Source organism: Paenibacillus sp. FSL R7-0331, assembly GCF_000758645.1.
In the GTDB taxonomy this organism is placed as follows: Bacteria; Bacillota; Bacilli; order Paenibacillales; family Paenibacillaceae; genus Paenibacillus_AQ; species Paenibacillus_AQ camerounensis.
In genome coordinates this window covers 6361434-6385936 of record NZ_CP009284.1, presented here as the reverse complement: position 1 = coordinate 6385936, position 24503 = coordinate 6361434, and the positions used below count along the sequence as shown (strand labels likewise).

Below are 24503 nucleotides of genomic sequence, written 5' to 3'. Positions count from 1 at the left end.
GATATGCTAGAACTGCTTACAAGCTTGGGCACAGCGGTCATACACCTGCTGATTCAGCCTTATTACTATATTGCAATTCTGTTCATTGCCCTGTATTACCGCAGACAGGTGGCGCTGGAGCGCAAGCTGATTCATGTGAAGCAGCATGGCTGGGGCTCAGAAACTTGGCGGACGGTATGGAGCGGGCTTGTCATGGGTCTGGCCGTGTCAGCCGCAGCAGTCGCGGTAGGTATTTCACTGCCGGCAGATGCTGTAGTCTGCATCTGGATTGTCAGCCTGATTCTTATGTTATTCCGTGTACGTTATTTAACTTTTGGTTACTCCGTTGGAGTGTTAGGCATTATACAGTTCATTATTTCCTTCTTCCCGGATGCGCTTCAGGACGGAGCCGCCGGACGGCTGGTTACGGCGGTGCGCGGAATGGACATTCCGGCACTGCTCGTGCTGGCCGGTCTGCTGCATCTCGCCGAAGCGCTGCTCGCGCGCTGGCAGGGCGAGCGCCTGGCGACGCCGCTCTTCCTGGAGGGCAAGCGCGGCAAGGTCGTCGGCGGCTACCAGCTGGAAGCCTTCTGGCCGCTGCCGCTGTTCCTGCTGGTTCCCTCTGCTGCGGGAACCGCTGACCTGCCCTGGCAGCCGCTGCTTGGCGGCGGGCTCGGGCTGGTATCGCTGCCGGTTATCATCGGCTTCAGCGGGACAACCTACAGCCTGCTGCCTGCACGCAAGGCAGCCCGCACCGCAGGACGGCTGCTGGCGTACAGCATCGTCCTGCTGGGCGTAAGCCTGCTCGCCGCCGCCTGGAGCCCGCTGACGCTGGTTGCGGCGCTGCTCGCACTGCTCCTGCACGAAGGCTTGAACTGGTACAGCGCGCTCGAGGAGCGCAGCACCAGCCCGAGCTTCGTGCATCCGCCGGCCGGCCGCAAGGTGCTGGCCGTCCTGCCGGGCAGTCCGGCAGCGGAGCTGGGCATCCTGCCGGGCGAAGTGCTGCTGAAGGTCAACGGGGTCCTGTTGACCGAGGCGGCGCAGCTGCATGAAGCGCTGCGCATGAATCCGGCTTACTGCAAGCTGGAGGTGCAGAACCGGGAAGGCGAGAGCAAATACCTGCAGCGTCCGATCTACGACGGGGATCACCACCAGCTGGGCATGATTCTCGTGCCGGAGCCAGATGAAGCCGTAACAGCCGGTGCGAAGCCGACCAGCATCTTTGGCATCATCGGGATGAGGACGGGAACGCGTACCCGCCGCAAAGGCCTGGATGCGGCCGGACTGAACCGGTCCAAGGCTGCCGCCGGTCAGCCGCCCGCCGGACATGAACGGCCGCGCCCGCCTGAGACCGCGAACTCGGAAACACTGGATGCTTAAGCGGGCCGCCCGGACTCCCTGTTCCTGAAGCGCTACAATCAACTAATAAGGAAGGCCATCTCCCCGTCATAGCTGCGGGAGCTGGCCTTTTTGATTGCTGATAGGATAGCCAGGAGAAGCAAAGGAAACGGGTGGCATGGAATATGAATACCTATTGGAATCCAGGGTAATGTTTTTCCAGAGGTCTTGGGAGGTCACCGGAGGGAATTAGACCAGTTAACGGAACTGAGAGGCGTTATTCTCCCCCTGTGGAGTTGCTCTCCCTTTCTAACGGACCATAGCGCCCTTATTTAGTCAAAATCAGTCTATTTCAAGGTGAATTCTTATATATAACAGCGCTGGAGTCCGTTAGCATGAACAAAAGCGGGTTATAGCGTATATAAAGGCATCTGTGCCCGTTAGAACCGAAAGGGCGACAGCAAGGGTACCATTGGGCATCATGCGCCTTACATTAATAGTTACTCATTCATCATCGATCACACCATGCGTCATACACCCTAGTATTTATTTACTTCTGTACCATCAAGCACACCCATGCACCTACCCTGGGTATCTCCCCTGCTCCATCCAGCAATACCCGTGCGCCCTCTCCCGTATGTTTAGGCTTGACGGCGGCTTGAGCAGCCGCCAGGGTACGCGTCCTCCCAGCCTCCAGCCCATCCCGTCAACCCCGGCAGTCCTTCAGATAAAATATGGCAATCTGCGTCCGGTCACGCAGACTGAGCTTGCTGAGGATGTCGGTAATGTAGTTCTTCACGGTACCTTCACTCAGGAACAGCCTGGCGGCAATCTCTTTGTTGGTCAGGCCTTCGGCAATGGCGGTGACGATGCCCTGTTCAGCCTTAGTCAGTCCGTAAGACTCAAGGGAGGGCTCCGGTGCAGGAGCCGGCCTGGCTGCTGCGGGCTGAAGAAAGCCGGCCATTTTGCGGGCAATATCGGGGTGGATCAGCATATTGCCCTGATGTACTGTTTTGATGCCCTGGATAATCCGGTCCGGAGGGATATTCTTCAGCAGATACCCGCTGGCCCCGCTCCGCAGTGCTTCGATAATGTATTCATCATCGTCAAAGGTAGTCAGCATCAGCACAGACATCTGGGGATAAACAGCCTTAATCCGGCGTGTGCCCTCGACCCCGTCGCAGACCGGCATCCGGATATCCATCAGCACAACATCGGCAGCCTGCGGCAGCTCCTGCAGCAGCGTGAGCGCCTCTCCGCCATCGGCTGCGCCGCCCGCGACTTCAATCTCTGCATCCAGACCGACCAGCACCTTGAGGCTCTCACGGATAAAAGGATCATCATCAACAATTACAACTCTAATCATACAGAAGGCTCACCTCGGCTTGACTGAATTATGTAGCTTAATAAATGGAACTTAGGATTGTACGCCTCACGTATGTCTGCTCCTCCAGAAATGTCTGCTCCTCCAGAAATGTCTGCTCTCCCGCTTCACTCTCTCACTTAAGCTCACCATGCCGGTATACCGGCAGTCTGGTAATCACAGTGAACGGCGCCTCTGTGCGCAGCTCCAGCGTTCCGCCGATCAGGCCGGTGCGTTCGGCCATCCCCTTTAGCCCCATCCCGCCGCTGGCCCGAAGCCGCTGCAGCTCATCCCCGTCCGGCAGCTGCCCGTTATTGCCGGTCTCCATGACAATCTCCCGCTCACTATAATGCACAGTGATCCACACGGAAGTGGCCTTCCCGTGCCTCAGGGCATTGGTTAGGGCTTCCCGGGCGTTTTTGTAAAGTACGACCTGTACGCTCGGGTACAACGGATAGACATATCCGTGCACCTGGTACGAGGTCTCTATTCCTGTATCCCGTCCAGTCTCCTCAAGCAGCCGGTCCAGGGCGTAGGCCCCCTCAAGCTGTGGCGTATAATTTACCTGTCTCAGGGCGGTCCGCATATTATCCATGCTGGCAGCCAGCTGGTCCCGGATCTGGCCCATCATCTCCATTCCGGTATCAGGTGAGGCAGGCAGGGTATGAATGGCAGCCTCAACCATTATTTTGACCCGGATCAGCCGGTGGCCGATATCATCATGCAGCTGCCGTGAGATCCGTACCCGCTCCTCTGCCTGGGCCACGTTCTCCACCTGGGCAGTGAACTGCAGCAGCCGGTTGCGGGTTTCATCGAGCTCGAAGTGTTTTTTACGCAGCTCATCATACAGAAACAGCGTATCCTCCCGGCCGCGACCGGCGCGCAGCAGCAGCCTATCCAGCGCAGCCACAAGCAGAAAGGTAAGGTTGACACAGATCAGCTCAGAAGAATCTGAGCCGGAAAAGGCAACATTCAGAGCGCCCAGCTGCAGGCCGGCCAGCAGGATAGGGATAGAACCGGGCAGCAGCCTGGAATAGCAGAGCAGCGCGGATATAGCCGGGAAAAGCATCAGCAGCCCGTATTCCCGGCACATCCAGGCACTGTACAGCAGCTCCAGAATTACGGCCAGTACAGGCAATCTCCCCGGCAGCCGGGTGCCGGCAGTTGCCAGCAGCAGCTGCAGGAGGAAATAGAAGGTGAACAGGCTATAATCTGAATAATCATATACATAAACGGTGAGCATAGCCGGAATTAACAGCAGGCTGAAGCGGATGATCTGCAGCTCTCTGGTCAAGGTATTCATCCTTTATATCTTAATATAAGGCCGTTAGCGCCTATATTCATCTTAGCATATCCGGCTGTATGAACAGGAGATGACTTTAGTCACCACCAGCTCATGACTTAGCGTACCTTCCGCAAGGCCTACTGTACGCTACAATGTTAACTATAGAAGAAACAGAAGGGGAGAGATGAGCGGATGGCTCTTGCAGTGCTCAGGGATGTTGTCAAACGGTATGATCAAAAGCTGACGGTGGACCATGTGAATGTCAAGATTGAGGAAGGGGAAATCTTCGGGCTGCTCGGGCCGAACGGAGCCGGGAAAAGTACTACCATCAGCATGATCTGCGGTCTGCTTAAATATGATTCCGGTGAAATCTTGATCGACGGGTTATCAGTAAAGGAACATTCGCTTGAGGTTAAGAAACGGATCGGGCTTGTCCCCCAGGACCTGGCATTATACGGAAATCTGACTGCGGCGGAGAATGTGCGGTTTTTCGGCAAGCTGTACGGGCTGCGGGGCAACCTGCTGAAGGAACGTACAGAGGAGGCGCTTGCTTTTACCGGATTAAGTGACCGGTCCAAAGAGAAGCCGGCTACCTTCTCAGGAGGGATGAAGCGGCGCCTGAATATTGCCTGTGCCATTATGCACCGCCCGAAGCTGATTATTATGGATGAGCCGACAGTCGGCATCGATCCGCAGTCGCGCAATCATATTCTGGAGTCGGTCAAGGCGCTGAACAAGCTCGGCTCGACGATTATATACACAAGCCATTACATGGAGGAGGTAGCAGCGATCTGTGACCGGGTAGCGATTATGGATAAAGGCCATATCATTGCCTGCGGCACAGAGAAGGAGCTGCGCGACCGGGTGGCCCATGAAGAAAAAATCGTCATAAGTGCAGCCAATATAACCCCCGGCCTGCTCAGCGAGCTGGGCAGACATCCGCGGATTAACCGCGTGGAGACCGTGCAGGATGCTGTTGAGCTGTATCTCCCGTCCTCACAGAGTGAGCTGCAGGATATCCTGTTTATTTTTTCCAAGCATGAGGGAATTATTGTATCCCTGCATATTGATGAGCCGGATCTGGAGACGCTGTTCCTCAGCCTGACCGGGCGGACCCTCAGGGACTGAGAAAGGAGCTAAACGCTGAAATGAATATTTGGACGATTATGACAAATGAGCTGCGCAGGCTGCTGCGTTCACGCACCTGGTTGCTGAATATGATTCTGCTGCCGATTGTGCTGATTTTCCTGCTGGGAGCCTCTTTATCCGGAGTGATCGGGGCAGGGAGCCCGGAGACGGTGAATCCGGTGAAGGTTGCTATTGTGAACGCTGCAGGGCAGGCTCCGGCGCATTCAGCCATGCTGGAAGCTTTTGTGAAGTCGGATGAGGTGAAGAGCTTCATTATTCCTGTGGAGGTGCAGGACCGCGGGGAAGCGGAAAGCGGACTTCGTACAGGCAAATACGGCTATGCTGTCATTGTGCCTCAGGAATTTGACCGTGACATCCAGAGCGGCGTCCATGCGGAGCTGGAATTCATTCTCGGTAAAAACCACAGCGACAATACTGCAGCAGGTGCTATGTTCGACAACTTTCTCAGCGAAATCAACTACAAGCAGGCGGCAGCATTGACGCTGGGGCCGGAGGCGCTGGCATCAGTCCGGCCTGTATTGACTGAGCAGCCCGCAGTACAGCTCGGCAATCTTAATAATGGCGGAAAAGATTACACGGCCTCCCAATTTTACGCGGCGTCGATGCTGCTGATGTTTCTTTTGTACAGCGGACTTACGGTTACGGGGTCTTTGTTCAGCGAGAGGGAAAACCATACGTTATTCCGGATCAGCTCGATGCCGGTCAAAGGCTCGGAGCTGTTCATCGGCAAAATGCTCGGGGTCGGCCTCCTTACGGGAGTGCAGTGTGCGGCAATTATTATTTTTACCGATGTGCTGTTCGGCGTGTATTGGGGCAACCGCCCGTGGCTGCTGATGCTGTTCTGCCTGCTGATGATTATCGCCTCGATGATGCTTTCGATCCTCGCCTGCATGTTCAGCCAGACAAGTGCAACGGCCACAAGTATTGTGAACGTCTTGACGGTAGCGATGACCTTCATGAGCGGAGGCATGCTGCCTCTGCCGGATTCCTGGGTTAACAGCGTTGGAGCGTTTACGATTAACCACTGGGAGCTGCAGGCGATTATCAAAATGATGCTGCATTCCGGGTTTGAGCAGATTCTGCCCAACCTGCTGGTGATGTCAGCAATTTGCATCGTGCTGATCAGCGGAGTGGTCTTCACATACCGGAAGGTGGGTTACCGATGAGTAATATCTGGACGATCGGCTGGAATATGGTCAAACGAACTATTGGCTCCCGTAAAGGACTACTGCTGCATATTTTTCTGCCGGGAATCGTAATTGCCGGTATTATTTTCATCACAGGAGGCTTTGATAGCAGCTCTCCTGCCACCTTGCTCTATACCAATCTGGATAACGGTGCAGGAGGCAGGCATCTGCTGGCTGAGCTGAAAAGCTCGGGAGAATACAGGCTGACGGAACGTTCTGATGAGCAGGCCGTGAAGGAAAGCGTCATTGGCCAGGAAGGCGTTGCCGGACTGCTGATTCCGCAGGGTTACACATCACAGCTGCTGGAGGGCAGACAGCCTCAATTAACCGTATATGAGCTAAAAGTTACCGAGGATTCGGTGCTGCTGAAGCTGCAGGCTGAAGCCATTGCCAGGCAGATGCTGGTGACCGCAGCCACGGTGAAGGGGGCAGGTTCTAGTGATCAGGCCGTGCAGTTTGCCGCTATATTGCAGCGGGCAGAGCAGCACAATGTATCAAGTGTAAGGACGGATTACGACCTGTACCCGAGGCAGACACTGGGGATTATTACCGGAATGACCCTAATGTTCCTAATGGGTCTGGTTACAAGCTCAGTCAATCAGATTATGGATGACCGCAGAGGCCGGACCATGATGAGAATGTTCAGTGCCCCGGTACGCGCCTATCAGATCACGCTGGGTAATTTCTGCGGCAGCTTTTTGGTTGGCATCATTCAGATTGCCGTCGTCCTGATTCTCGGCAAGTGGGTGCTGCGCTATGATTATGAAGTACCAATGCTACTGTACTTCCTGGTGCTGGCCGCATTCATGTTTGTCTCCATGGGCATTGCCGCCACGGTAGCCGGCCTGATCCGTAATCCGCGCAATACCGGCATGCTGAATGCGCTCATTCTTACACCAACCTGTATGCTGGGCGGCTGTTTCTGGCCGCTATCCATTATGCCGGAATACATGCAGAAGGCCGCTAATTTTACGCCGCAGAAATGGGCGATCCAGGCGGTGGACATCGCTGCTACAGGCGGCGGCTGGAATGAGTTGTGGCTGCCCTTTGCCGTGCTCGGTCTGATGGCGGCAATTCTGCTGGCGCTCGGCTCGGCAACGCTGCGTCCGAACGAGGCGGGGGTCAGCGCCTAAACGCCAAACCCTTCCATCCGGCTAATTGTGATTGCGCCTACCGGGGGCTTAAGGTATACTAATACAATATTGTTCAACCGAATATCTGTTTTACAAGGAGGAGCCTGTCACCAAGGGCTCCTCTTTGTCTTTTTTCGGCAACAGGGGATGATGTTAAGCGGGGGGATGGAAATGGAATTTATTCTGGTATTAGTGCTTATTTTGTTGTTTACGAAGCTGGCGGGGGCGTTATCTGTGAGATTGGGTCAGCCCGCTGTACTCGGTAAGCTGCTGATCGGGATTGTTCTCGGTCCGGCGGTGCTCGGCTGGGTGCAGGACAGTGATTTTATCCATTATATGTCGGAGATCGGTGTGCTGCTGCTGATGTTCATCGCGGGTCTTGAGACAGACCTCGCCCAGCTGAAGCGTAACTGGAAGTCTGCATTTGCGGTAGCGGTAGGAGGGATCATGCTGCCTTTTCTCGGAGGCATGGCTGTCGGGGAATGGTTCGGCTTCGACCAGCATCATGCACTGTTTCTTGGTGCGCTGCTGAGCGCGACCTCGGTCAGTATCTCAGTGCAGGTGCTGCAGGAGATGAACAAGCTGAATTCACCGGAGGGTACGACGATTCTGGGTGCTGCTGTGGTGGATGATATTCTCGTGGTCATTCTGCTTGCGCTGCTGATGAGCTTTTTCGGGACAGGGGAGGCCGTATCCATCAGTCTGCTCATTGGCAAAAAGGTACTGTTCTTCGCCGTTGCTATCCTTGCAGGCTGGCTGCTGGTTCCCCGGCTGATGAAGGGGTTCGCTCCGCTGAAGGTGACGGAAGCTACGGTAACGGCTGCGCTTGTCATTTGCTTCGGGTTTGCTTACTTTGCAGAGATGATGGGAATGGCCGGCATTATCGGCGCTTTTGCCGCAGGAATTGCAGTGGGTCAGACTCCGTTCAGGCATACAGTAGATACTAAAGTTGCACCTGTTGCCTATTCGCTGTTCGTCCCTGTTTTCTTTGTGAGCATCGGGCTTAGTGTAACCTTTGACGGTGCGGGCAGTCAGATCCCGTTCATGATTGTCCTGGTTATCGTCTCGGTGCTGGCCAAGCTGCTGGGCGGCGGACTGGGGGCGCGGCTTACCGGCTTCAGTACCCGCTCAGCGGTAATAATCGGTACCGGGATGATATCCCGGGGGGAGGTCGCGCTCATTATTGCGTCCACCGGACTTGCGAGCGGCCTGCTGCTGCCGGAATATTTTACAGCAGTCATTATTGTAGTCATTGCTACCACACTGGTCACGCCGCCGCTCCTGAAGGCTGTCTTCCGTGAACCGGTCCGGCGTCTGGTGAAGAAAGGCTAAGAATAGTCCGCTGTACAATGTCCATCTTTGAAAGAGCCCTTCTGCATAGAGCAGAGGGGCTCTTTGGCCTGCATGCCCTTCCTCGTCAGCTGCTCTCTCTATCCCGGGAATTAGTATGACCGCGTCTTAAGACTGAGTATGAAACCAGCCGCAGGGCGGTTTTGGCATCCATATAAAGGGACTACACTAAAGCAAGAAAGCAGCTGTTATACATAAGGAAAGCAGACATAGTGTATTAGTCTAAATAGGAGAGCGGAAGGGGAATTTGAAACATGACATGGTTCACAAAATGGTCTTTTGGCAATAAGGGGGCTGTCGGCCTGCTGGTCGTTATGGCGCTGGTAGTGGGGATGCTGAGCTATACTACACTGCCGATGGAATTTATGCCTGAAGCCGATAATCCGCAGGTGACGGTTACAGTGCTGGGGCCGGGCCAGAATGCGAAGTCAATGGAGAGCGGAGTTACGAAGCCGATTGAGGCGGCCACCGCTGCAGTCAAAGGCAAAACCGGGCAGATGTCCACCTCCGGGGACGGGTACGCCAAGGTGGATCTTTATTTTGACGGGAAAACCAATATGAAGGAAGCCTCGCAGGAGGTGGAGAAGGCAATCGGCGCGCTGACGCTCCCGGAAGGGGTGATGGCCCCTTTTATTGTGCAGCTGAACACTTCGATGATTCCGGTGGCGCAGACCACGTTATCTTTTGACGACGGGCTGACCAAAGAAAATCTGGAGATCACCGAAAACACCATTATCCCTCAGCTGCAAAAGATAGACGGTGTAGCCAGTGTAGCCCTCTACGGCAAAACCAGTCCGCAGGTGAATGTGAAGCTGGACCCGCAGGCGATGGCATCAAAGGGCGTCTCCACAGTACAAGTGATGGGATTGCTTCAGGGACGCAGTGTATCGGCTTCCATCGGTGAGCAGACGATCGGCGGGCAGACGGGAAATGTGAATGTTACGTCTTCCATAGACAGTCTGGATACGTTAAACAGGCTTCCGGTAGCTGCCGGTGTAATCCTGCAGGATATTGCTGCCGTTACAGTCAAAGCCGATCAGGAGAGTGTCAGCCGCTCGAACGGCAAGGATGTGCTGTTCGCGATTATCACCAAGGAAGCCGGGGCAAATGCGGTTGATGTCGGTGAGAGGGTGCGGGATGCTGCAGATGAGATTAATAAAAGCGTGCCGAATGCTGAGCTGTCCGTTATCTTCAGCACCTCTGATATGGTCGTTACCTCAGTTAACAGTATGATGCGTGAGGTGCTGCTCGGTGCCCTGTTCGCAACGGCCGTTATTCTGCTGTTCCTGCGCAATATCCGGGCTACGCTGATTACGGCAGTATCCATTCCGCTGTCGCTGGCTGTGACCCTGTATCTGCTCAAGGTTTCCGGTATCACGCTGAACATCGTCACGCTCGGTGGTGTCGCCGTTGCGGTAGGGCGGCTGGTCGATGACAGCATAGTTGTAATCGAGAATATATACCGCCGGCTGCAAAAAGAGCCCCTGTCCCGTGAAATGGTAATCAGTGCGACCGGTGAGGTGGCGAGAGCCATCACCACCTCGACGATTGCCACCGTTGCGGTGTTCCTGCCGATGGGTCTGCTGCGGGGCAGCCTTCAGGCTTTTCTGCTGCCCTTTGCCCTGACGGTAACTTACTCACTGCTGACCTCGCTGGTTGTAGCGCTGACTGTAGTGCCGCTGCTGAGCGCCTGGCTGCTGCGGGGCACTTCCATGAAGGAGCATGAGCCGGCCAAGTGGTTCTCACGCTTCCTTGACTGGAATCTGCACCGCAAGTGGATCACGCTGACGGCAGGCCTGGTGCTGCTTGCGGGCTCCATCGCCGCTTATATTGCAATGCCGAAGGGGGCACTGGATGCAGCGGATGCCAGTATGGTTGCTGTCCAGCTCGTGTATCCCAATGATGTACCGGTAGCAGAGGTGCTGGAAAAGGGCAAACAGCTTGAGCAGGAGATGATTAGCCGGCCGGAAGCCGAAACCGTCGTGATGCAATCCGGCAACAGTGCAGATATGGCTAAATGGGGATCGGTAAGCTCACTGACTCAGGTAGACTACACTGTGCTGATGAAAGAGAATACCGATGCCCAGCTGTTTCTAGATTATGTACGGGGTCTGCAGGACAGCTATGAAGGGGCGGCACTCACTGCTAACGAATCAAGCATGATGGGCTCCTCCTCTACAAGTGAATATGTGGATATTGCCGGCGATGACCTGGCGGAGATTCAGACGGTTGCCAAAAAGGCGGCAGCCCTAATAGAGGCCGTTGACGGGGTAAACAAGGTCACCAGTAATATGGAGGACACCAAGCCGGTATTTGCCTTTGGCGTTGATCCGGCTGCGGCTAATGCCCAGGAAATCTCAATGCAGCTGGCAGCTATGCTGAATCCGGTTCCGCTCGGGCAGATGGAGCTGGAGGGCTCGCCGGCGGCGGTTGTACTGGAGCCGGTGCTCCAGCCGCAGTCACAGGAGGAGCTCAAGCAGATTACGTTGATGACCTCCGGCGGTCCGCAGCTGCTCACTGACGTAGCTTCACTTGAGGTTACAGAGCAGCCGGCCATGCTCTACCATAAGGACGGCAAGCCTTATGTGCGGATTACCGCAGAGGTAGATGCGAAGAGGGTGTCAGCAATCGGGGCAGAGATCACCAGGCAGACAGACACTATTACCCTGCCCGAAGGTGTAACCCTGTATGCCGGCGGAGCCTCTGCCGATCAGGCCGGAGACTTTGGCGATCTGGGAATGACGGCCCTGATCTCAATTGGCCTGGTCTACCTGATCATGGTGCTGACCTTTAAGACACTGCGCGCCCCGCTGGCAATCATGTTCTCGCTGCCGCTTGCAGCAATCGGGGCAATCGTTGCATTGATCATTTCAGGGGTGACTCCAGACTTTACAGCATTGTTCGGAGCACTGATGCTGATCGGAATTGTAGTCACCAACGCGGTCGTACTGATTGACCGGATCAAGCAGAACGAGGAGCATATGACGGTAAGAGCAGCGATTCTTGAGGCGGCAGGCACACGGATGCGTCCGATTCTAATGACAGCAATTGCGACCGTCTGTGCCATGCTTCCGCTTCTGTTCGGACACTCAGAGCAGGGCAGTATCGTCTCGCAGAGCCTTGCGATTGTTGTAATCGGCGGACTGACCGCAGCAACTGTGCTGACGCTGCTGGTTGTACCAGCGGTATATGAGCTGCTGTATTTCCGGAGATCAGCCAGGGAACGGAAGGAAGCAGGGAAGCAGGCGGAAGCAGCATTGTAAGGATGGATGATTGTGAATCGTATTCGGGGATGACCCGGACCCAGGTAAGCATTTCAGTATAAAGCCGGAGGCAGTGCGGAAATTCCGCACTGCCTCCGTTTGTTGACGTTAGGGTTCTGCCGTATTCATAAGATCAGCAAGAGCCCGCGCTGCTAATTGCCCGTGCTCTCATACCGCGACAGCCCGAAGCGGAAGATGCCGTACGCTGCTGCCATGCTTCCCAGCGCCGCTACCGGAGCCAGCATCCACCAGCCAGACCAATCGCTTTTGCCGAAGACATAGGTAGCCGGATAGAAGCTGATAAAAGCATACGGCAGCACGGTGGAGACAAATACACGGATCGCCTGCGGAAACAGCGACAGCGGATACTTGGCCAGATCAGCCAGATTATGGACCATCAGCGGAAAGGCATTTCCGGCATTTTTGATCCAGAAGGCGGCTGAATTGGCGGCCAGATTAATCGATACACGGATAATCACCGCTGTAATCAGGAGAAGGAGAATGATGAGGATTTTCCCCGGAGTAAAGTGTACATTTCCGTGAATCAGAGACTGCCAGATAATGACTCCGCCGATCAGCATATTGCCGAGGCCGTTGATCCCGATCCCTGTGCAGAAGACCTGCAGCACCACAGGCACCGGCCGCAGCAGGTAGCGGTCCATTTCACCCAGATTAACGAGCCGGCTCATCCGCCAGGTGCCTTCAAAGAACAGTGAGCCGACGCCTTCCGTCACAAAAATCATCGCATACATAAACGTTACTTCCCAGAACTGCCAGCCGTTGATATCCGGAATCCGGTCATAAATGACCCAGAGGAATACAAAGCCGAGCACCTGGGTTAACGCAGCGGAACACATTAATATGTAGAAATCCTTATTATATTCGAGTATGGCTTTGAGCTGCTGCACGTACAGCCGCTTGTACAGATAGAACATCCGTGATAACCGCACCGTCTCCCGCTCCTTTCATCTTAACCTCCATGAATGGTTACCTGGCGGACCGCCCAGTTCCACATGGCTTTGCCGGCGAACCAGAGGGCGATTCCCCAAAACGCCTGTAAAGCAATCAGCTTCAGACTCTCAGCGGTGCCGGTCTGCTGCAGAAAGATCATCGTCGGCGTGTGGATAATGCTCTGAAACGGCAGCCACAAGGCCAGACGCTCCAGCCAGTCCGGGAAAAAAGCCAGCGGCACAAGCGCACCGGACAGCAGGTTAGTAACAGCAATCCGCGTCCAGACGATGCCCATCGAGCCCGTTGACCAGAAGCAGAGCAGTGCTGCCAGATACACCACGCCGAATTTAACCAGAATGGCGCCGAGCAGGCTTAAGAGAAACAGCACATAGACAAGCGGCGAGTGCGGCAGGGTAATTCCGGACAAAAAGGAGGCAAAAAGCGTCAGCAGAACCGCGCTCATACCGCCCTCCAGCAGACTGGCCCCCAGCGTCTCCGAGAAGCGGGCGCTCTGGAAGTCCAGCGGCTTTAGCAGGTCCATCGCTACGCTCCCGTCCAGGATTTTACCGGAAATGGAGGTTTCAGAGTACCAGGAGAGCACGGAGTTGGCCAGAAAAGTGACCAGCAGATAGGTCTTCATCTGATCCCAGGTGTATCCGCCGACCTCGCTTCGGCCGCTGTAAATGCCCTGCCACAAAAAGTAGATTGCCAGCAGATTCACGGTGTTAGCCAAAAATCCGATTACGTAGGAGGTCCGGTAGGCCAGCACATTTTGCAGGGAACGGTTCGCAATGCTCCTGTATTTTTTAAGTGGAATAGCAGACATGGCTGTGAGGGTCCTCCTTTCTTATTGGGCTTGCTGATTCAGATCGAGATTACCGTCATATACAGCCTTGATTACCTGTTCAATGTTGGCATCCTCCATCCGGAAGTCGATCACCTCGCCATGGCGCATCACCCGGCTGACCACATCGCTGGCGGTATATTCATACCGGTCAAAAGCAACAGAGAATTCCTGTTCATTCTGCAGCGTAAGCCTAATTCCGGGAGTCCGGTCCAGCTCTGCGAACAGCTCCGGCATCGGCGAGCCAACCTGGAAGAAAATAACCCGGCTGCGGGCAAAACGCGACTTCACCTCGCTCAGGCTGCCGTCATAAATAATCATGCCGTGGTCGATGATAATCAGCCGTTTGCACAGGTCCTCAATATCGCCGAGATCATGGGTGGTCAGCATGACGGTGGTCTGCTGCTCCTGGTTAATTTTTTTGATGAATTCACGGATCTTCTGCTTCACGGATACATCGAGCCCGATCGTCGGTTCGTCGAGATAGACAATGGGCGGGTTATGTAAAAGGGCTGCAGCCAGATCGGCGCGCATACGCTGCCCCAGCGAGAGCTTCCGGGCGGATAAGTGAATGAATTCATTCATGCCCAGCAGCTCGATAAACTGCTCCAGATTATTCCGGTACACGTGATCGGGAATCTCGTAAATATCCTTCAGCAGCGAAAAGGATTCGACAATCGGAATGTTCCACCACAGCTGGGTGCGCTGGCCAAAGACAGCGCCGATTTGGGCGGCGTTCTCCATTCTCTTCTTGTACGGGTTGATACCGTTTACAGAAATGCTGCCCCCGGACGGCTTCAGGATGCCGCTCAGCATCTTGATCGTGGTGGACTTGCCGGCACCGTTCGGTCCCACGTAGGCGACAGTTTCACCGGTTTCGATGCTGAGATCCAGCGGATGGACAGCCACTTTTGTAATGTTTTTGGGGACAATCAGGTGCTTGAGCGCCCCTTTCAGGCCCGGCTCCTTCACCGCCTGCACAAAGGACTTGGTCAGTCCCCTGGCTTCGATAATACTCAAGGCTATTCCTCCCTTACTCTGAAGATTGTGATCTTTAGACAAAAGCCATGTTCCAATATAGCACTTGGCTCGTGTCGAAAACTGGCGGAATAGCATAGCAGCTAAAAAAAATTATTGGATTTTAACGAAAAAAGTCGGCCCCTCCGCTGTGGCATTAATCTTAATAGAACAGCTGTAACAGATAAAACTAATTAATTTTAATTGAGCTTTAGATTAGTTAAGATATTGTGAGAAAAAGAAAATGCCATTAAAAAAGCGGCTACCTCCCAAAGGATACGAGTATCTTGGGGGTAGCCGCTTTAATTTGATTATTGATCTAAATAAATTAACCGCAAGAGCAGTTCAATACCGGCTTCCGAGCGGCCTGGGTTTCATCCAGACGGCTGATTTCGGTTGTATGCGGAGCGTTGATGACGATTTCCGGTGTCTCCTCTGCTTCCTTGACGATCTGAATCATTGTTTCAATGAAGCCGTCGAGTGTTTCCTTGCTTTCGGTCTCGGTCGGCTCGATCATCATGCACTCTTCGACGGTGAGCGGGAAATAGACAGTCGGCGGGTGGTAGCCGAAGTCAAGCAGCCGCTTGGCTACGTCGAGCGTACGCACTCCGTATTGCTTCAGATTGCGGCCGGACATGACGAATTCATGCTTGCAGACGCCCGGATAAGGAATTTCGAAGTACGGCGCCAGCCGGTGCATCATATAGTTGGCATTCAGCACAGCGTTCTCGGATACCTCGCGCAGGCCGTCCGGTCCGTAGGTACGGATGTAGGCATAGGCACGAACGAGGATACCGAAGTTGCCGTAAAAGGCTTTGACCCGGCCGATGGATTCCGGTCCGCCGTAGTTCAGCGAGTAGCTGCTGTCTTCATTCTGTACTACAGAAGGCTGCGGCAGGAACGGAATGAGAATCGACTTCACGCCGACAGGTCCGGCTCCCGGGCCGCCGCCGCCGTGCGGGGTGCTCATCGTTTTGTGCAGATTTAAGTGCACGACGTCGAAGCCCATGTCGCCCGGACGGGTAATGCCCATGATCGCATTGGAATTCGCTCCGTCATAATAGAGCAGGCCGCCGGCTTCATGAACGATCTCAGCAATCTCGACAATCTGCGTCTCGAACAGGCCGAGCGTACTCGGGTTAGTCAGCATCAGTGCAGCAGTGTCGCTGCCGACGGCAGCCTTCAGGGCATCAAGATCGACCATGCCTTTGGCGTTGGACGGGATCGTTACGGTATCCAGGCCCGCAGCTGCGGCGCTGGCCGGGTTAGTGCCGTGCGAGGAGTCCGGCACGATGACCTTCGTACGCTTCTCGCCGCGGCTCTCGTGGTAGGCGCGGATCATCATCAGGCCGGTCCATTCCCCGTGGGCACCGGCGGCAGGCTGGAGGGAGACGGCATCCATGCCGGTCAGAACAGCCAGATCTTTTTGCAGAGTATACATCAGTTCAAGTGCGCCTTGAATGCTTTCTTCCGGCTGGTACGGGTGAATCTTGGCCAGACCCGGGAAGCGGGCTACATCTTCATTAATCTTTGGATTGTATTTCATTGTACAGGAGCCTAGCGGGTAGAAGCCGTTATCGACACCGAAGTTGCGGCGGGAAAGGGCGGTGTAGTGGCGGATTACATCCACTTCAGACACTTCCGGCAGCAGCACTGGCTCACTGCGCAGCAGTCCGGCCGGTATCAGGGTATCAATCGCCTCATCCTCAGGAATATCGCATACAGGCAGGGAATAGGCTGAGCGGCCGGGACGGCTAAGCTCAAAAATCAGACTTTGTTCCGGTTTCATAAACAGCCCTCCAATAGCTTAGCGAATTGGTCGATTTCCGACTTGCTTCTTTTCTCCGTAACGGCAACCAGCATATGTCCGGCCAGCTCCGGATAATCACGGCCTAGATCATAGCCGCCAAGAAAGCCTTCTTTAACAAGCCTGGAATTAATTTCACTGACGCTGCTTCCTTCAGGAAGCTTCAGCACGAATTCATTGAAGAACGGTGCAGTGAATGCAGGCGCTGCACCTGTAAGCTCGCCGAGCTTGGCTGCGGCATAATGGCTCTTGCGGATATTCAACTCGCCGACCTCGCGCATGCCCTCTTTACCCATAACGGACAGGTACACGGAAGCGCAGAGCGCGAGGAGCGCCTGGTTGGAGCAGATGTTGGAGGTCGCTTTTTCACGGCGGATATGCTGTTCGCGGGCCTGCAGCGTTAGTACAAAGCCGCGTTTACCGTTACGGTCAACGGTCTGGCCGACAATCCTGCCCGGCATGCGGCGCATTAGCGGCTCCGCTACAGCAAAGAATCCGCAGGTAGGACCGCCAAGTGAAGCCGGAATGCCCAGCGGCTGCGCATCACCGACTACAATGTCGGCTCCGAGCTTGCCCGGTGTTTCCAGAACGCCCAGTGCCAGCGGGTTGGCGCTGACTACAAGCAGTCCTTTGACGGAGTGAATCAGCGGTTCGATTGTGCGGAGGTCCTCGATCGCTCCAAAGAAGTTCGGGGACTGTACCAGCACAGCTGCGGTATCCCCGTCAATTGCTTCAGCAAGCTTAGCCTGATCGGTTACGCCGTCTTTATAATCAATTTCCACGACCTCAAGCCCCCAGGCACCGGCTGATGTAGCCAGTACTTGCCGGGCTTCGGGGTGGACGGTACGGGAAACAATCAGTTTTTTGCGTTTGGTTGCGCCTGCTGCCAGAACAGCTGCTTCTGCGAAGGCAGTAGCGCCATCATACATACTGGCGTTGGCCACCTTCATGCCGGTAAGCTCACAGATGTAGGATTGAAACTCGAAAATCGCCTGCAGCTCGCCCTGGCTGATCTCCGGCTGATACGGGGTATAAGCCGTATAGAACTCCGAACGGGAAATCACATGGTTGATGACAACCGGGATATGGTGGTCATAGATTCCGGCGCCGAGGAAGCTGGCGTGGGTATCGAAGTGGGCGTTCTTGTCGGCCAATTCTTTCATATGGCGGAGCAAGGCATATTCATCCAAAGCCTCTGACATCGGCATGGTGCCCTGATAGCGTACAGATTGCGGAATATCGATAAACAGCTCCTCCATGGACTGAATCCCGACGGCTTCCATCATCTCCTGGCGGTCCTGCTCAGTCATGGGCAGATAGCGGTGCTTCATTGCGGCTTCACTCCCTGGCTTTTTTTATAAAACGGTGCTTTGACTACTGCAGCCTTAAGCTGCCTGCCGCGAATCTCCACATAAATTTCGGTGCCGATTTCACTGTAGGCTGCATCGAGCAGCGCAAGTCCGAGATTACGCTTCAGCGTCGGGGACTGAGTTCCGGTCGTTACCTCGCCGATCTTGACGCCGTCTGCGTAGACGGGATAGTGGGAACGCGGAATGCCGCGGTCAATCATCTCAAGCCCGACCAGACGGCGGGGCAGCCCGGCTTCCTTCTGCTTCACCAGCGCATCCTTGCCGATGAAGTCTGCTTTATCCAGCTTGACGAAGAACTGCACGCCGGCTTCCAGCGGAGTGATATCTGCCGACAGCTCCTGGCCGTACAGCGGCAGCTTGGCCTCGAAGCGGAGCGTGTCGCGTGCGCCCAGCCCGGCCGGCGTCAGGCCATGCGGAGCACCCGCTGCCAGCAGGCCGTTCCACAAGGCGGCGGCTGTATCCAATGAGGCGTACAGTTCAAAGCCGTCCTCACCAGTGTAGCCGGTACGGGAGAGCAGGACTTCAACGCCGCAGACCTCAGCGCGCTCAATGAAGTGGAAAGGCTTCAGTTCTGCAACAGGAGCGGAGGTGACTTCACGGAGGATTGTTTCCGCCAGCGGCCCTTGCAGTGCCAGCAGCAACGTATCATCAGAGACATTCTTCAGGCTCGCTCCGCTGAACTCAGCAGTGAGATGCTCCTGCAGCCACTGGAAGTCCTTATCGATGTTGGAGGCGTTGACGACAAGCATGTAGCGTTCTTCACCAAGACGGTAGACGAGCAGGTCATCCACAACTCCGCCGTCCGGATACAGCATCAGTGTATATTGAGCCGCACCGTCAGCCAGCCGGCTGACATCGTTGGTGGTCATTTTTTGCAGAAAAGCTTCCGAGCCGCTTCCGCTGACCATGAATTCCCCCATATGCGATACATCGAACAGTCCTGCCTGCTGGCGGACCGCCTCATGCTCCTTGACGATTCCAGTGAACTGCACCGGCAGCTCCCAGCCGCCAAAATCAATGCATCTGGCCTCCGCGTAAGCGGAGTAAAGCCCGAAAAACGGTGTTCTCTTCAAAGCATCCATGTACTCACTCCCCTGATCTGATTACACATAAGCATAGCGGCTGTCCCGTACCCGTCCGGGCCGGCGCCTGTTTGGATAGACAACAAAAAAAGGACAGAGCGGACGCTAAAAATACGCACTTGTGCGCAAAAATAGCCTTCCGCTCTGTCCTTTGTACCTGAGAGTTACCCTGCCGGGACCAAATCCCGCAGGTTTCCCCGTTGGTGATCAGTGCGCTGCAGATACAGGGACTGATGCTCTCCAGAGATGCGTCCGGCAAAGGTCCTTTTGCCTGAGAGATTCACCCGCTCGCGGGCTTACTCCTTCGGCGCTGTCTTCAGGAGACAGTCTCTCCCTATGCCATCATTCGCAAACCATATGATGTTCTGATGTCTCCATTAAACCGGGTATTGGACCCCGCGTCAACAAAAAAACGTCAAAAAGATGACAAAATTAAATTTCCTGTCAGTTATATTGACATTGCGCAAGCCGATATCTTAGTCTATAACTACATTTACAACACCAAATTCGGAAATGAGGCGCTTGAAATGAGTGAAGTGTTAGACAACCTGCGGTACAGTGAAGAGCATGAATGGGCTCAGCAGGGTGAAGGACGCGTAGTGCGGGTCGGGATTACGGATCATGCCCAGCATCTGCTCGGGGACATCGTGTTTGTAGAGTTTCCTGAGGTAGGAGCTGCTATTTCCGCCGGGGACAGCGTAGGCAGCATTGAGTCTGTAAAGACAGTTTCCGAATTATATTCACCCGTCTCGGGAAAGGTGACCCGGATTAATGATGCGCTGGAGGCCAGCCCGGAGCTGCTTAATGACGAGCCTTACAGCGGCGGCTGGATCTTTGAGCTTGAGCTTGACGGGGAGTACAGCGAGGCTGTTGCCGGACTGCTGGATGCGGCTGCTTACCGTGAATTAATCGGGGAATAACAGCTGGACAATTTGTGCAAATGAAAACAGGCACTCCTGCCTTCGCCAAGGTAGGGGTACCTGTGTAATATAGAGGCGGATTCCGTATGCGGCTTACATCATGCTGCGCGGAGTCCGTCTTTTTCTGATGCCTCTTAAACTATCCTTAATAAAAGTTGGGGGATTTGTTAATCTCCGGGTAAAGCTGCGGGACGATCCGCCATAACAAGCACAATAGCCCCATGCCAATTAGTGCAAATGAAATCAGGAGAAGAAGGAGCCTGATAGTACGCTTTGGAGGTGCGTTGACGCGCAACACAAAACGGTAGAGAAAGATAGGGTAGAACGGAAACAGCAGCACTGCAGACATACCTATACACAGAAAAAATCTTATCTCGCCAGGGGAGGATGGACTCATCTGAATTCAGGCTCCCTGTCAGCAAAGTTTGGCAGTCTTACATTCTGCTGATTTCTTGGCTGAGACGAATCCGTTATTCCTCTTCCTGCAGCTGCCGGAGCACAATCAGCTCAACCCGGCGGTTTCTCTGGCGTCCCTCAGCGGTAGTATTGTCGTAAGCGGGCCGGGTGTCGGCATAACCCGCATACTGGAAGGTTCCCGGGTCCAGCCCCTCACTGTCCAGAAAAAAGCGTAAAACCGAGAGTGCGCGTGCCCCCGACAGATCCCAGTTGTCATTATACTGTGAGCCGGCAGATACGGGGGTATTATCGGTGTGGCCTTCGATGCTGATCGATGCGCCTATGCCGCTGAATAACCCGGATAGCTGGCGGAGTGCCGGAAAAGCAGGCGGCTTCAGCTCTGCCCGGCCGACATCGAACAAAAAGCGGTCGCTGAGCGTAATGGCAATACCCTGCGGCTTGTCCGCCACAAAGATCTGGCCGCCGAGATTATTGTCCTCAACATAAGCTGTGATTACGTTCATAAGGGCGTTAAGCTTGGCTTCCTGTTCGCGGAAAGCGAGCTCGCGCGCAGACGGCGGCTCATTCCCGTCCTGTTCTTCTGCGGCTGGTGTTCCGCCGGAGCCGCTGCCTGCATTGCCTGTTCCGCCGTTTACGGAATCATCGGTCCCGCCCGTGCTGCTTCCTCCGTTTTGCCCTCCGGCAGCAGGGGGGGCTTGAATTCCGTTCTCTCCATCCAGAACACCGCTTCCCCCATCCAGCACAGGGTTCCCGCTACGGAACGTTTCAGACAGGGAGCCCGTTACTATCCTGTACTTCTCGGTATCGAGACTGCTCATCGCATACATGACGACGAAAAAAATCAGCAGCAGCGTAATCAGATCCGCATAGGTAATCATCCAGCGGTCCCGGGGCTCGTGCTGTCCATCACTCTTGCGGCTGCGCCGGGTCCGTTGCTTCATGACAGGCCTCTGAAGGATCTCTCTATATCCGGTGAATCAGCGATAAAAGAGCTCAGCTTCTTGCGCACCAGATGCGGAGGATCCCCGTTCTGCAGGGACAGTATGCCGACCAGCAGCATCTCCATGCTGCTTAGCTCAGTCTGTGCACGGGATTTGATTTTGGAGGCGATGGGTAAAAAGATTAGATTGGCGCTGGCTACACCATACAAGGTCGCGGTAAAGGCGACAGCAATGGATGAACCAAGGCCTGACGGATCAGAAAGATTACTGAGCACATGAATAAGTCCCATGACGGTTCCGATAATCCCCATGGTCGGGGCGTATCCTCCGGCAGCCTCGAAAATTTTGGCATAGCCTTCATATTTCAGTTCTTTGGCATCCATATCCAGCTCCAGAATCTGGCGTACCTGGTCCGGATCAGTACCGTCGACGATGAGCAGCAGCCCTTCACGGGTAAAAGGGTCGGGATGCTCCTCTGCCTGCTTTTCCAGTGCAAGCACACCGCCTCTGCGCGTAATAGCCGCCATCGAGATCAGTTCCTGGGCTTTATCCAAATCTGTGTCAGGCTGTCTGCCAAAAGCAAGGCGCAGCGCAGCGGGTACAGAGCGCAGCTTGGAAGCGGGGAAGCTAATCAGCACCGCAGCGAGCGTGCCTCCGAATACAATAAGGGCGGCGTTTGGCTGAAGCAGTCCCGGCAGCGTGCCGCCTTCCCGGAAAAAACCGCCGATAAGCGCGGCCAGCCCGGTCAGGAGGCCGATAATTGAGGTGATATCCATAGACCAGTCTCCTTAGATTTCTATATATTATGGTTTGCATCCATGTAGGCAACACTGTATAATAAACGGGAACACGCATTCTTATCTTCCATATTTTTTATACCGTATGGGATCAGCGCATTCAGACCACAATTAGTGGTATATTAATATATTTTAGACGATAGAGGGGAGACGGGCAAATGAGTGATATTGTCGTCAGTACGCAGACTTTTAAACTGGAGTCCGAGTATACACCCCAGGGCGATCAGCCTCATGCCATAGAAGAATTATTGAACGGCATCCGGCAGGGTAAGAGACACCAGACGCTGCTGGGAGCAACGGGTACAGGCAAGACCTTTACCATTGCACAAATGATATCCAAGCTTAACCGTCCTACACTGGTTATTGCGCACAACAAGACGCTTGCTGCACAGCTGGCCAGTGAGTTCAAGGAGTTTTTTCCAAGCAATTCCGTCGATTACTTCGTCAGTTACTACGATTACTATCAGCCTGAAGCCTACATTCCCTCCTCCGACACTTACATCGAGAAAGATTCCAGCATTAATGAAGAGATAGATAAGCTGCGCCACTCGGCAACGAGCTCACTGTTTGAACGGCGTGATGTTATTATTGTGGCGAGCGTATCGTGTATTTATGGTCTCGGATCGCCGCAGGAATACGGTAGCCTCTTGCTCTCTTTACGTGTCGGAATGGAGAAGCCGCGCAATCAGATTCTGAGCCGGCTGGTGGATATCCAGTATCAGCGCAATGATCTTAACTTTGTGCGGGGTACCTTCCGTGTACGCGGTGATGTGGTCGAAATCTTCCCGGCCTCCCAGGGGGAGCACGCCATCCGGGTTGAACTGTTCGGTGATGAGATTGAGCGGATTACAGAAATTGATGTGCTGACCGGAGAGCTGATCGGCGAGCGCGATCATATTGCGATTTTTCCGGCCTCTCACTTTGTTACCCAGGAAGAGACCATGCGAGTCGCAGTAGTCAATATTGAACGTGAGCTTGAGGAGCGGCTGGCCGTTCTGCGTGATGCAGGCAAGCTGCTCGAGGCACAGCGCCTGGAGCAGCGGACACGCTATGATATCGAGATGATGAAGGAGGTCGGCTTCTGTTCGGGGATCGAGAACTATTCCGGACCGCTGACCTTCCGGGAGCCCGGGGCTACTCCTTACACGCTGATGGATTACTTCCCGGATGACATGCTGATTGTCATCGACGAGTCGCATGTTACGCTGCCTCAGATCCGGGCCATGTATAACGGTGACCGGGCGCGCAAGACGGTGCTGGTTGAGCACGGCTTCCGCCTCCCGTCTGCACTGGATAACCGTCCGCTGCAGTTCGAGGAGTTCGAAGACAAGGTGAACCAGATTGTCTATGTCTCAGCGACACCGGGACCCTACGAGATGGAGCACTGCGAAACAATGGTGCAGCAGATCATCCGGCCTACCGGCCTGCTTGATCCGATTATCGAGGTGCGCCCGACAGAAGGGCAGATTGATGATCTGATTAATGAGATCCGTGAACGTGTAGCACGGGACGAACGGGTATTGGTGACCACACTGACCAAGAAAATGTCAGAGGATCTGACGGATTACTTTAAAGAAATCGGCATCAAGGTCCGTTATATGCACTCTGATATCAAGACGCTTGAGCGGATGGCGATTCTGCGGGATCTCCGGCTCGGTACGTTCCATGTCCTTGTGGGTATTAACTTGTTAAGAGAGGGTCTTGATCTTCCAGAAGTATCTCTGGTTACTATACTGGATGCTGACAAGGAGGGCTTCCTGCGTTCTGAGCGCTCACTGATCCAGACGATCGGACGTGCCGCCCGTAACTCAGAAGGACGGGTCATCATGTATGGCGACCGGATTACCGACTCAATGGAGAAGGCGATTAGCGAAACCGAACGCCGCCGGGCGATTCAGATTGCTTATAACGAGCAGCACGGGATTACACCGACGACAATCAACAAGAAGATCCGCGAAATCATCGAAGCCACTAAGGTGGCCGAGTCCAAAGCCGATTATCTCACTGGTGCTGGCGGCAAGCTGAATAAGAAAGACAAGCAGAGCCTGATGCAGCGTCTGGAGGCCGAGATGAAGGACGCCGCCAAGAACCTGCAATTCGAGCGTGCCGCTGAGCTTCGAGACGCTTTATTGGAGCTGCGGGCCGAGTAAGGTCACAACAGGAATTTAACAGAACGGCTCTTTTCCGGCCGTTCTTTTTAGATAAGCAGACATCATAATACTTTAGGTCTTGCGCATCCCGAAGGGACAGCCTGCAGTTAATGCTCTTTGCGCATTCCGAAGGAACAGCTTTGTAGTTGAGGCACTTGCG

At 54.6% G+C, this 24503-nt stretch carries 18 protein-coding genes and 1 riboswitch; of the genes, 8 read left to right on the top strand and 10 right to left on the bottom strand.

What is annotated here, in order from left to right; translation table 11 throughout:
• Positions 1 to 3 precede the first annotated feature (3 nt).
• Positions 4 to 1359, top strand: coding sequence for a PDZ domain-containing protein (locus tag R70331_RS27905; RefSeq protein WP_197071543.1), 1356 nt, complete (start codon positions 4 to 6; stop codon positions 1357 to 1359).
• A gap of 664 nt (positions 1360 to 2023) precedes the next feature.
• On the opposite strand, the gene R70331_RS27900 is transcribed toward R70331_RS27905, so the two are convergent.
• Together R70331_RS27900 and R70331_RS27895 are read right to left on the bottom strand one after the other, a co-directional pair.
• Positions 2024 to 2683: a response regulator transcription factor gene (locus R70331_RS27900; protein ID WP_042181210.1), complete on the bottom strand. Its 660-nt coding sequence runs from the start codon at positions 2681 to 2683 to the stop codon at positions 2024 to 2026.
• A gap of 133 nt (positions 2684 to 2816) precedes the next feature.
• Entirely contained in the window at positions 2817 to 3974 is a 1158-nt protein-coding gene (locus tag R70331_RS27895; RefSeq protein WP_052419240.1) for a sensor histidine kinase, read from the bottom strand.
• A 183-nt stretch (positions 3975 to 4157) separates the two neighbouring features.
• Between R70331_RS27895 and R70331_RS27890 the strand changes: the two genes are divergently transcribed.
• From R70331_RS27890 to R70331_RS27870, 5 genes are all read left to right on the top strand, one after another.
• Positions 4158 to 5093: an ABC transporter ATP-binding protein gene (locus R70331_RS27890; RefSeq protein ID WP_042181208.1), complete on the top strand. Its 936-nt coding sequence runs from the start codon at positions 4158 to 4160 to the stop codon at positions 5091 to 5093.
• Between the two features lie 20 nt (positions 5094 to 5113).
• Positions 5114 to 6280 carry an ABC transporter permease gene (locus R70331_RS27885; protein WP_042181206.1) on the top strand — a complete coding sequence of 389 codons (1167 nt, stop codon included), beginning with the start codon at positions 5114 to 5116 and terminating at the stop codon, positions 6278 to 6280.
• Positions 6277 to 7434, top strand: a complete 1158-nt coding sequence (locus R70331_RS27880) for an ABC transporter permease (protein WP_042181204.1) — start codon at positions 6277 to 6279, stop codon at positions 7432 to 7434. Before R70331_RS27885 ends, R70331_RS27880 begins: the two co-directional genes overlap by 4 nt.
• A gap of 171 nt (positions 7435 to 7605) precedes the next feature.
• On the top strand, positions 7606 to 8766 hold the full coding sequence (locus R70331_RS27875) for a cation:proton antiporter (RefSeq protein ID WP_042181202.1): 1161 nt from the start codon (positions 7606 to 7608) through the stop codon (positions 8764 to 8766).
• Between the two features lie 272 nt (positions 8767 to 9038).
• Positions 9039 to 12047 carry an efflux RND transporter permease subunit gene (locus tag R70331_RS27870; RefSeq protein WP_042181200.1) on the top strand — a complete coding sequence of 1003 codons (3009 nt, stop codon included), beginning with the start codon at positions 9039 to 9041 and terminating at the stop codon, positions 12045 to 12047.
• Between the two features lie 152 nt (positions 12048 to 12199).
• On the opposite strand, the gene R70331_RS27865 is transcribed toward R70331_RS27870, so the two are convergent.
• The 6 genes from R70331_RS27865 to gcvT all read right to left on the bottom strand — a co-directional run bounded on the left by R70331_RS27865 (position 12200) and on the right by gcvT (position 19118).
• Positions 12200 to 12997, bottom strand: coding sequence for an ABC transporter permease (locus tag R70331_RS27865; RefSeq protein WP_042181198.1), 798 nt, complete (start codon positions 12995 to 12997; stop codon positions 12200 to 12202).
• Between the two features lie 20 nt (positions 12998 to 13017).
• Positions 13018 to 13824, bottom strand: coding sequence for an ABC transporter permease (locus tag R70331_RS27860; protein WP_042181196.1), 807 nt, complete (start codon positions 13822 to 13824; stop codon positions 13018 to 13020).
• 21 nt (positions 13825 to 13845) lie between these two features.
• Entirely contained in the window at positions 13846 to 14862 is a 1017-nt protein-coding gene (locus R70331_RS27855) for an ABC transporter ATP-binding protein (protein ID WP_042181194.1), read from the bottom strand.
• Positions 14863 to 15187: 325 nt separating this feature from the next.
• Positions 15188 to 16648, bottom strand: a complete 1461-nt coding sequence (gene gcvPB / locus R70331_RS27850; RefSeq protein ID WP_042181192.1) for an aminomethyl-transferring glycine dehydrogenase subunit GcvPB — start codon at positions 16646 to 16648, stop codon at positions 15188 to 15190.
• A complete protein-coding gene (gcvPA, locus tag R70331_RS27845; protein WP_042181190.1) occupies positions 16645 to 17997 on the bottom strand; it encodes an aminomethyl-transferring glycine dehydrogenase subunit GcvPA in 1353 nt (450 codons plus the stop codon). The genes gcvPB and gcvPA overlap by 4 nt, the downstream gene beginning before the upstream one ends.
• Positions 17994 to 19118, bottom strand: coding sequence for a glycine cleavage system aminomethyltransferase GcvT (gene gcvT, locus R70331_RS27840; RefSeq protein WP_042181188.1), 1125 nt, complete (start codon positions 19116 to 19118; stop codon positions 17994 to 17996). Before gcvT ends, gcvPA begins: the two co-directional genes overlap by 4 nt.
• Before the next feature lie 249 nt (positions 19119 to 19367).
• Positions 19368 to 19464: riboswitch (glycine riboswitch) on the bottom strand.
• Between the two features lie 181 nt (positions 19465 to 19645).
• Between gcvT and gcvH the strand changes: the two genes are divergently transcribed.
• Entirely contained in the window at positions 19646 to 20038 is a 393-nt protein-coding gene (gene gcvH, locus R70331_RS27835; RefSeq protein ID WP_042183354.1) for a glycine cleavage system protein GcvH, read from the top strand.
• 470 nt (positions 20039 to 20508) lie between these two features.
• Here gcvH and R70331_RS27830 read toward each other — a convergent pair whose 3' ends face one another.
• Together R70331_RS27830 and R70331_RS27825 are read right to left on the bottom strand one after the other, a co-directional pair.
• Positions 20509 to 21396: an OmpA/MotB family protein gene (locus R70331_RS27830; protein WP_042181185.1), complete on the bottom strand. Its 888-nt coding sequence runs from the start codon at positions 21394 to 21396 to the stop codon at positions 20509 to 20511.
• Positions 21393 to 22172 carry a flagellar motor protein gene (locus R70331_RS27825; RefSeq protein WP_042181183.1) on the bottom strand — a complete coding sequence of 260 codons (780 nt, stop codon included), beginning with the start codon at positions 22170 to 22172 and terminating at the stop codon, positions 21393 to 21395. The genes R70331_RS27830 and R70331_RS27825 overlap by 4 nt, the downstream gene beginning before the upstream one ends.
• Before the next feature lie 179 nt (positions 22173 to 22351).
• Here R70331_RS27825 and uvrB point away from each other — a divergent pair, with 179 nt between their 5' ends.
• On the top strand, positions 22352 to 24343 hold the full coding sequence (gene uvrB / locus R70331_RS27820) for an excinuclease ABC subunit UvrB (RefSeq protein ID WP_042181182.1): 1992 nt from the start codon (positions 22352 to 22354) through the stop codon (positions 24341 to 24343).
• Positions 24344 to 24503: the final 160 nt, after the last annotated feature.

What these genes read in the sequence shown, in the direction of transcription:
- R70331_RS27905 (WP_197071543.1), top strand. Translation starts at nt 4, where the DNA reads ATGCTAGAACTGCTTACAAGCTTGGGCACAGCGGTCATACACCTGCTG.
- R70331_RS27900 (WP_042181210.1), bottom strand. Translation starts at nt 2,683, where the DNA reads ATGATTAGAGTTGTAATTGTTGATGATGATCCTTTTATCCGTGAGAGC.
- R70331_RS27890 (WP_042181208.1), top strand. Translation starts at nt 4,158, where the DNA reads ATGGCTCTTGCAGTGCTCAGGGATGTTGTCAAACGGTATGATCAAAAG.
- R70331_RS27885 (WP_042181206.1), top strand. Translation starts at nt 5,114, where the DNA reads ATGAATATTTGGACGATTATGACAAATGAGCTGCGCAGGCTGCTGCGT.
- R70331_RS27880 (WP_042181204.1), top strand. Translation starts at nt 6,277, where the DNA reads ATGAGTAATATCTGGACGATCGGCTGGAATATGGTCAAACGAACTATT.
- R70331_RS27875 (WP_042181202.1), top strand. Translation starts at nt 7,606, where the DNA reads ATGGAATTTATTCTGGTATTAGTGCTTATTTTGTTGTTTACGAAGCTG.
- R70331_RS27870 (WP_042181200.1), top strand. Translation starts at nt 9,039, where the DNA reads ATGACATGGTTCACAAAATGGTCTTTTGGCAATAAGGGGGCTGTCGGC.
- R70331_RS27860 (WP_042181196.1), bottom strand. Translation starts at nt 13,824, where the DNA reads ATGTCTGCTATTCCACTTAAAAAATACAGGAGCATTGCGAACCGTTCC.
- gcvPB (WP_042181192.1), bottom strand. Translation starts at nt 16,648, where the DNA reads ATGAAACCGGAACAAAGTCTGATTTTTGAGCTTAGCCGTCCCGGCCGC.
- gcvPA (WP_042181190.1), bottom strand. Translation starts at nt 17,997, where the DNA reads ATGAAGCACCGCTATCTGCCCATGACTGAGCAGGACCGCCAGGAGATG.
- gcvT (WP_042181188.1), bottom strand. Translation starts at nt 19,118, where the DNA reads ATGGATGCTTTGAAGAGAACACCGTTTTTCGGGCTTTACTCCGCTTAC.
- gcvH (WP_042183354.1), top strand. Translation starts at nt 19,646, where the DNA reads ATGAGTGAAGTGTTAGACAACCTGCGGTACAGTGAAGAGCATGAATGG.
- R70331_RS27830 (WP_042181185.1), bottom strand. Translation starts at nt 21,396, where the DNA reads ATGAAGCAACGGACCCGGCGCAGCCGCAAGAGTGATGGACAGCACGAG.
- R70331_RS27825 (WP_042181183.1), bottom strand. Translation starts at nt 22,172, where the DNA reads ATGGATATCACCTCAATTATCGGCCTCCTGACCGGGCTGGCCGCGCTT.
- uvrB (WP_042181182.1), top strand. Translation starts at nt 22,352, where the DNA reads ATGAGTGATATTGTCGTCAGTACGCAGACTTTTAAACTGGAGTCCGAG.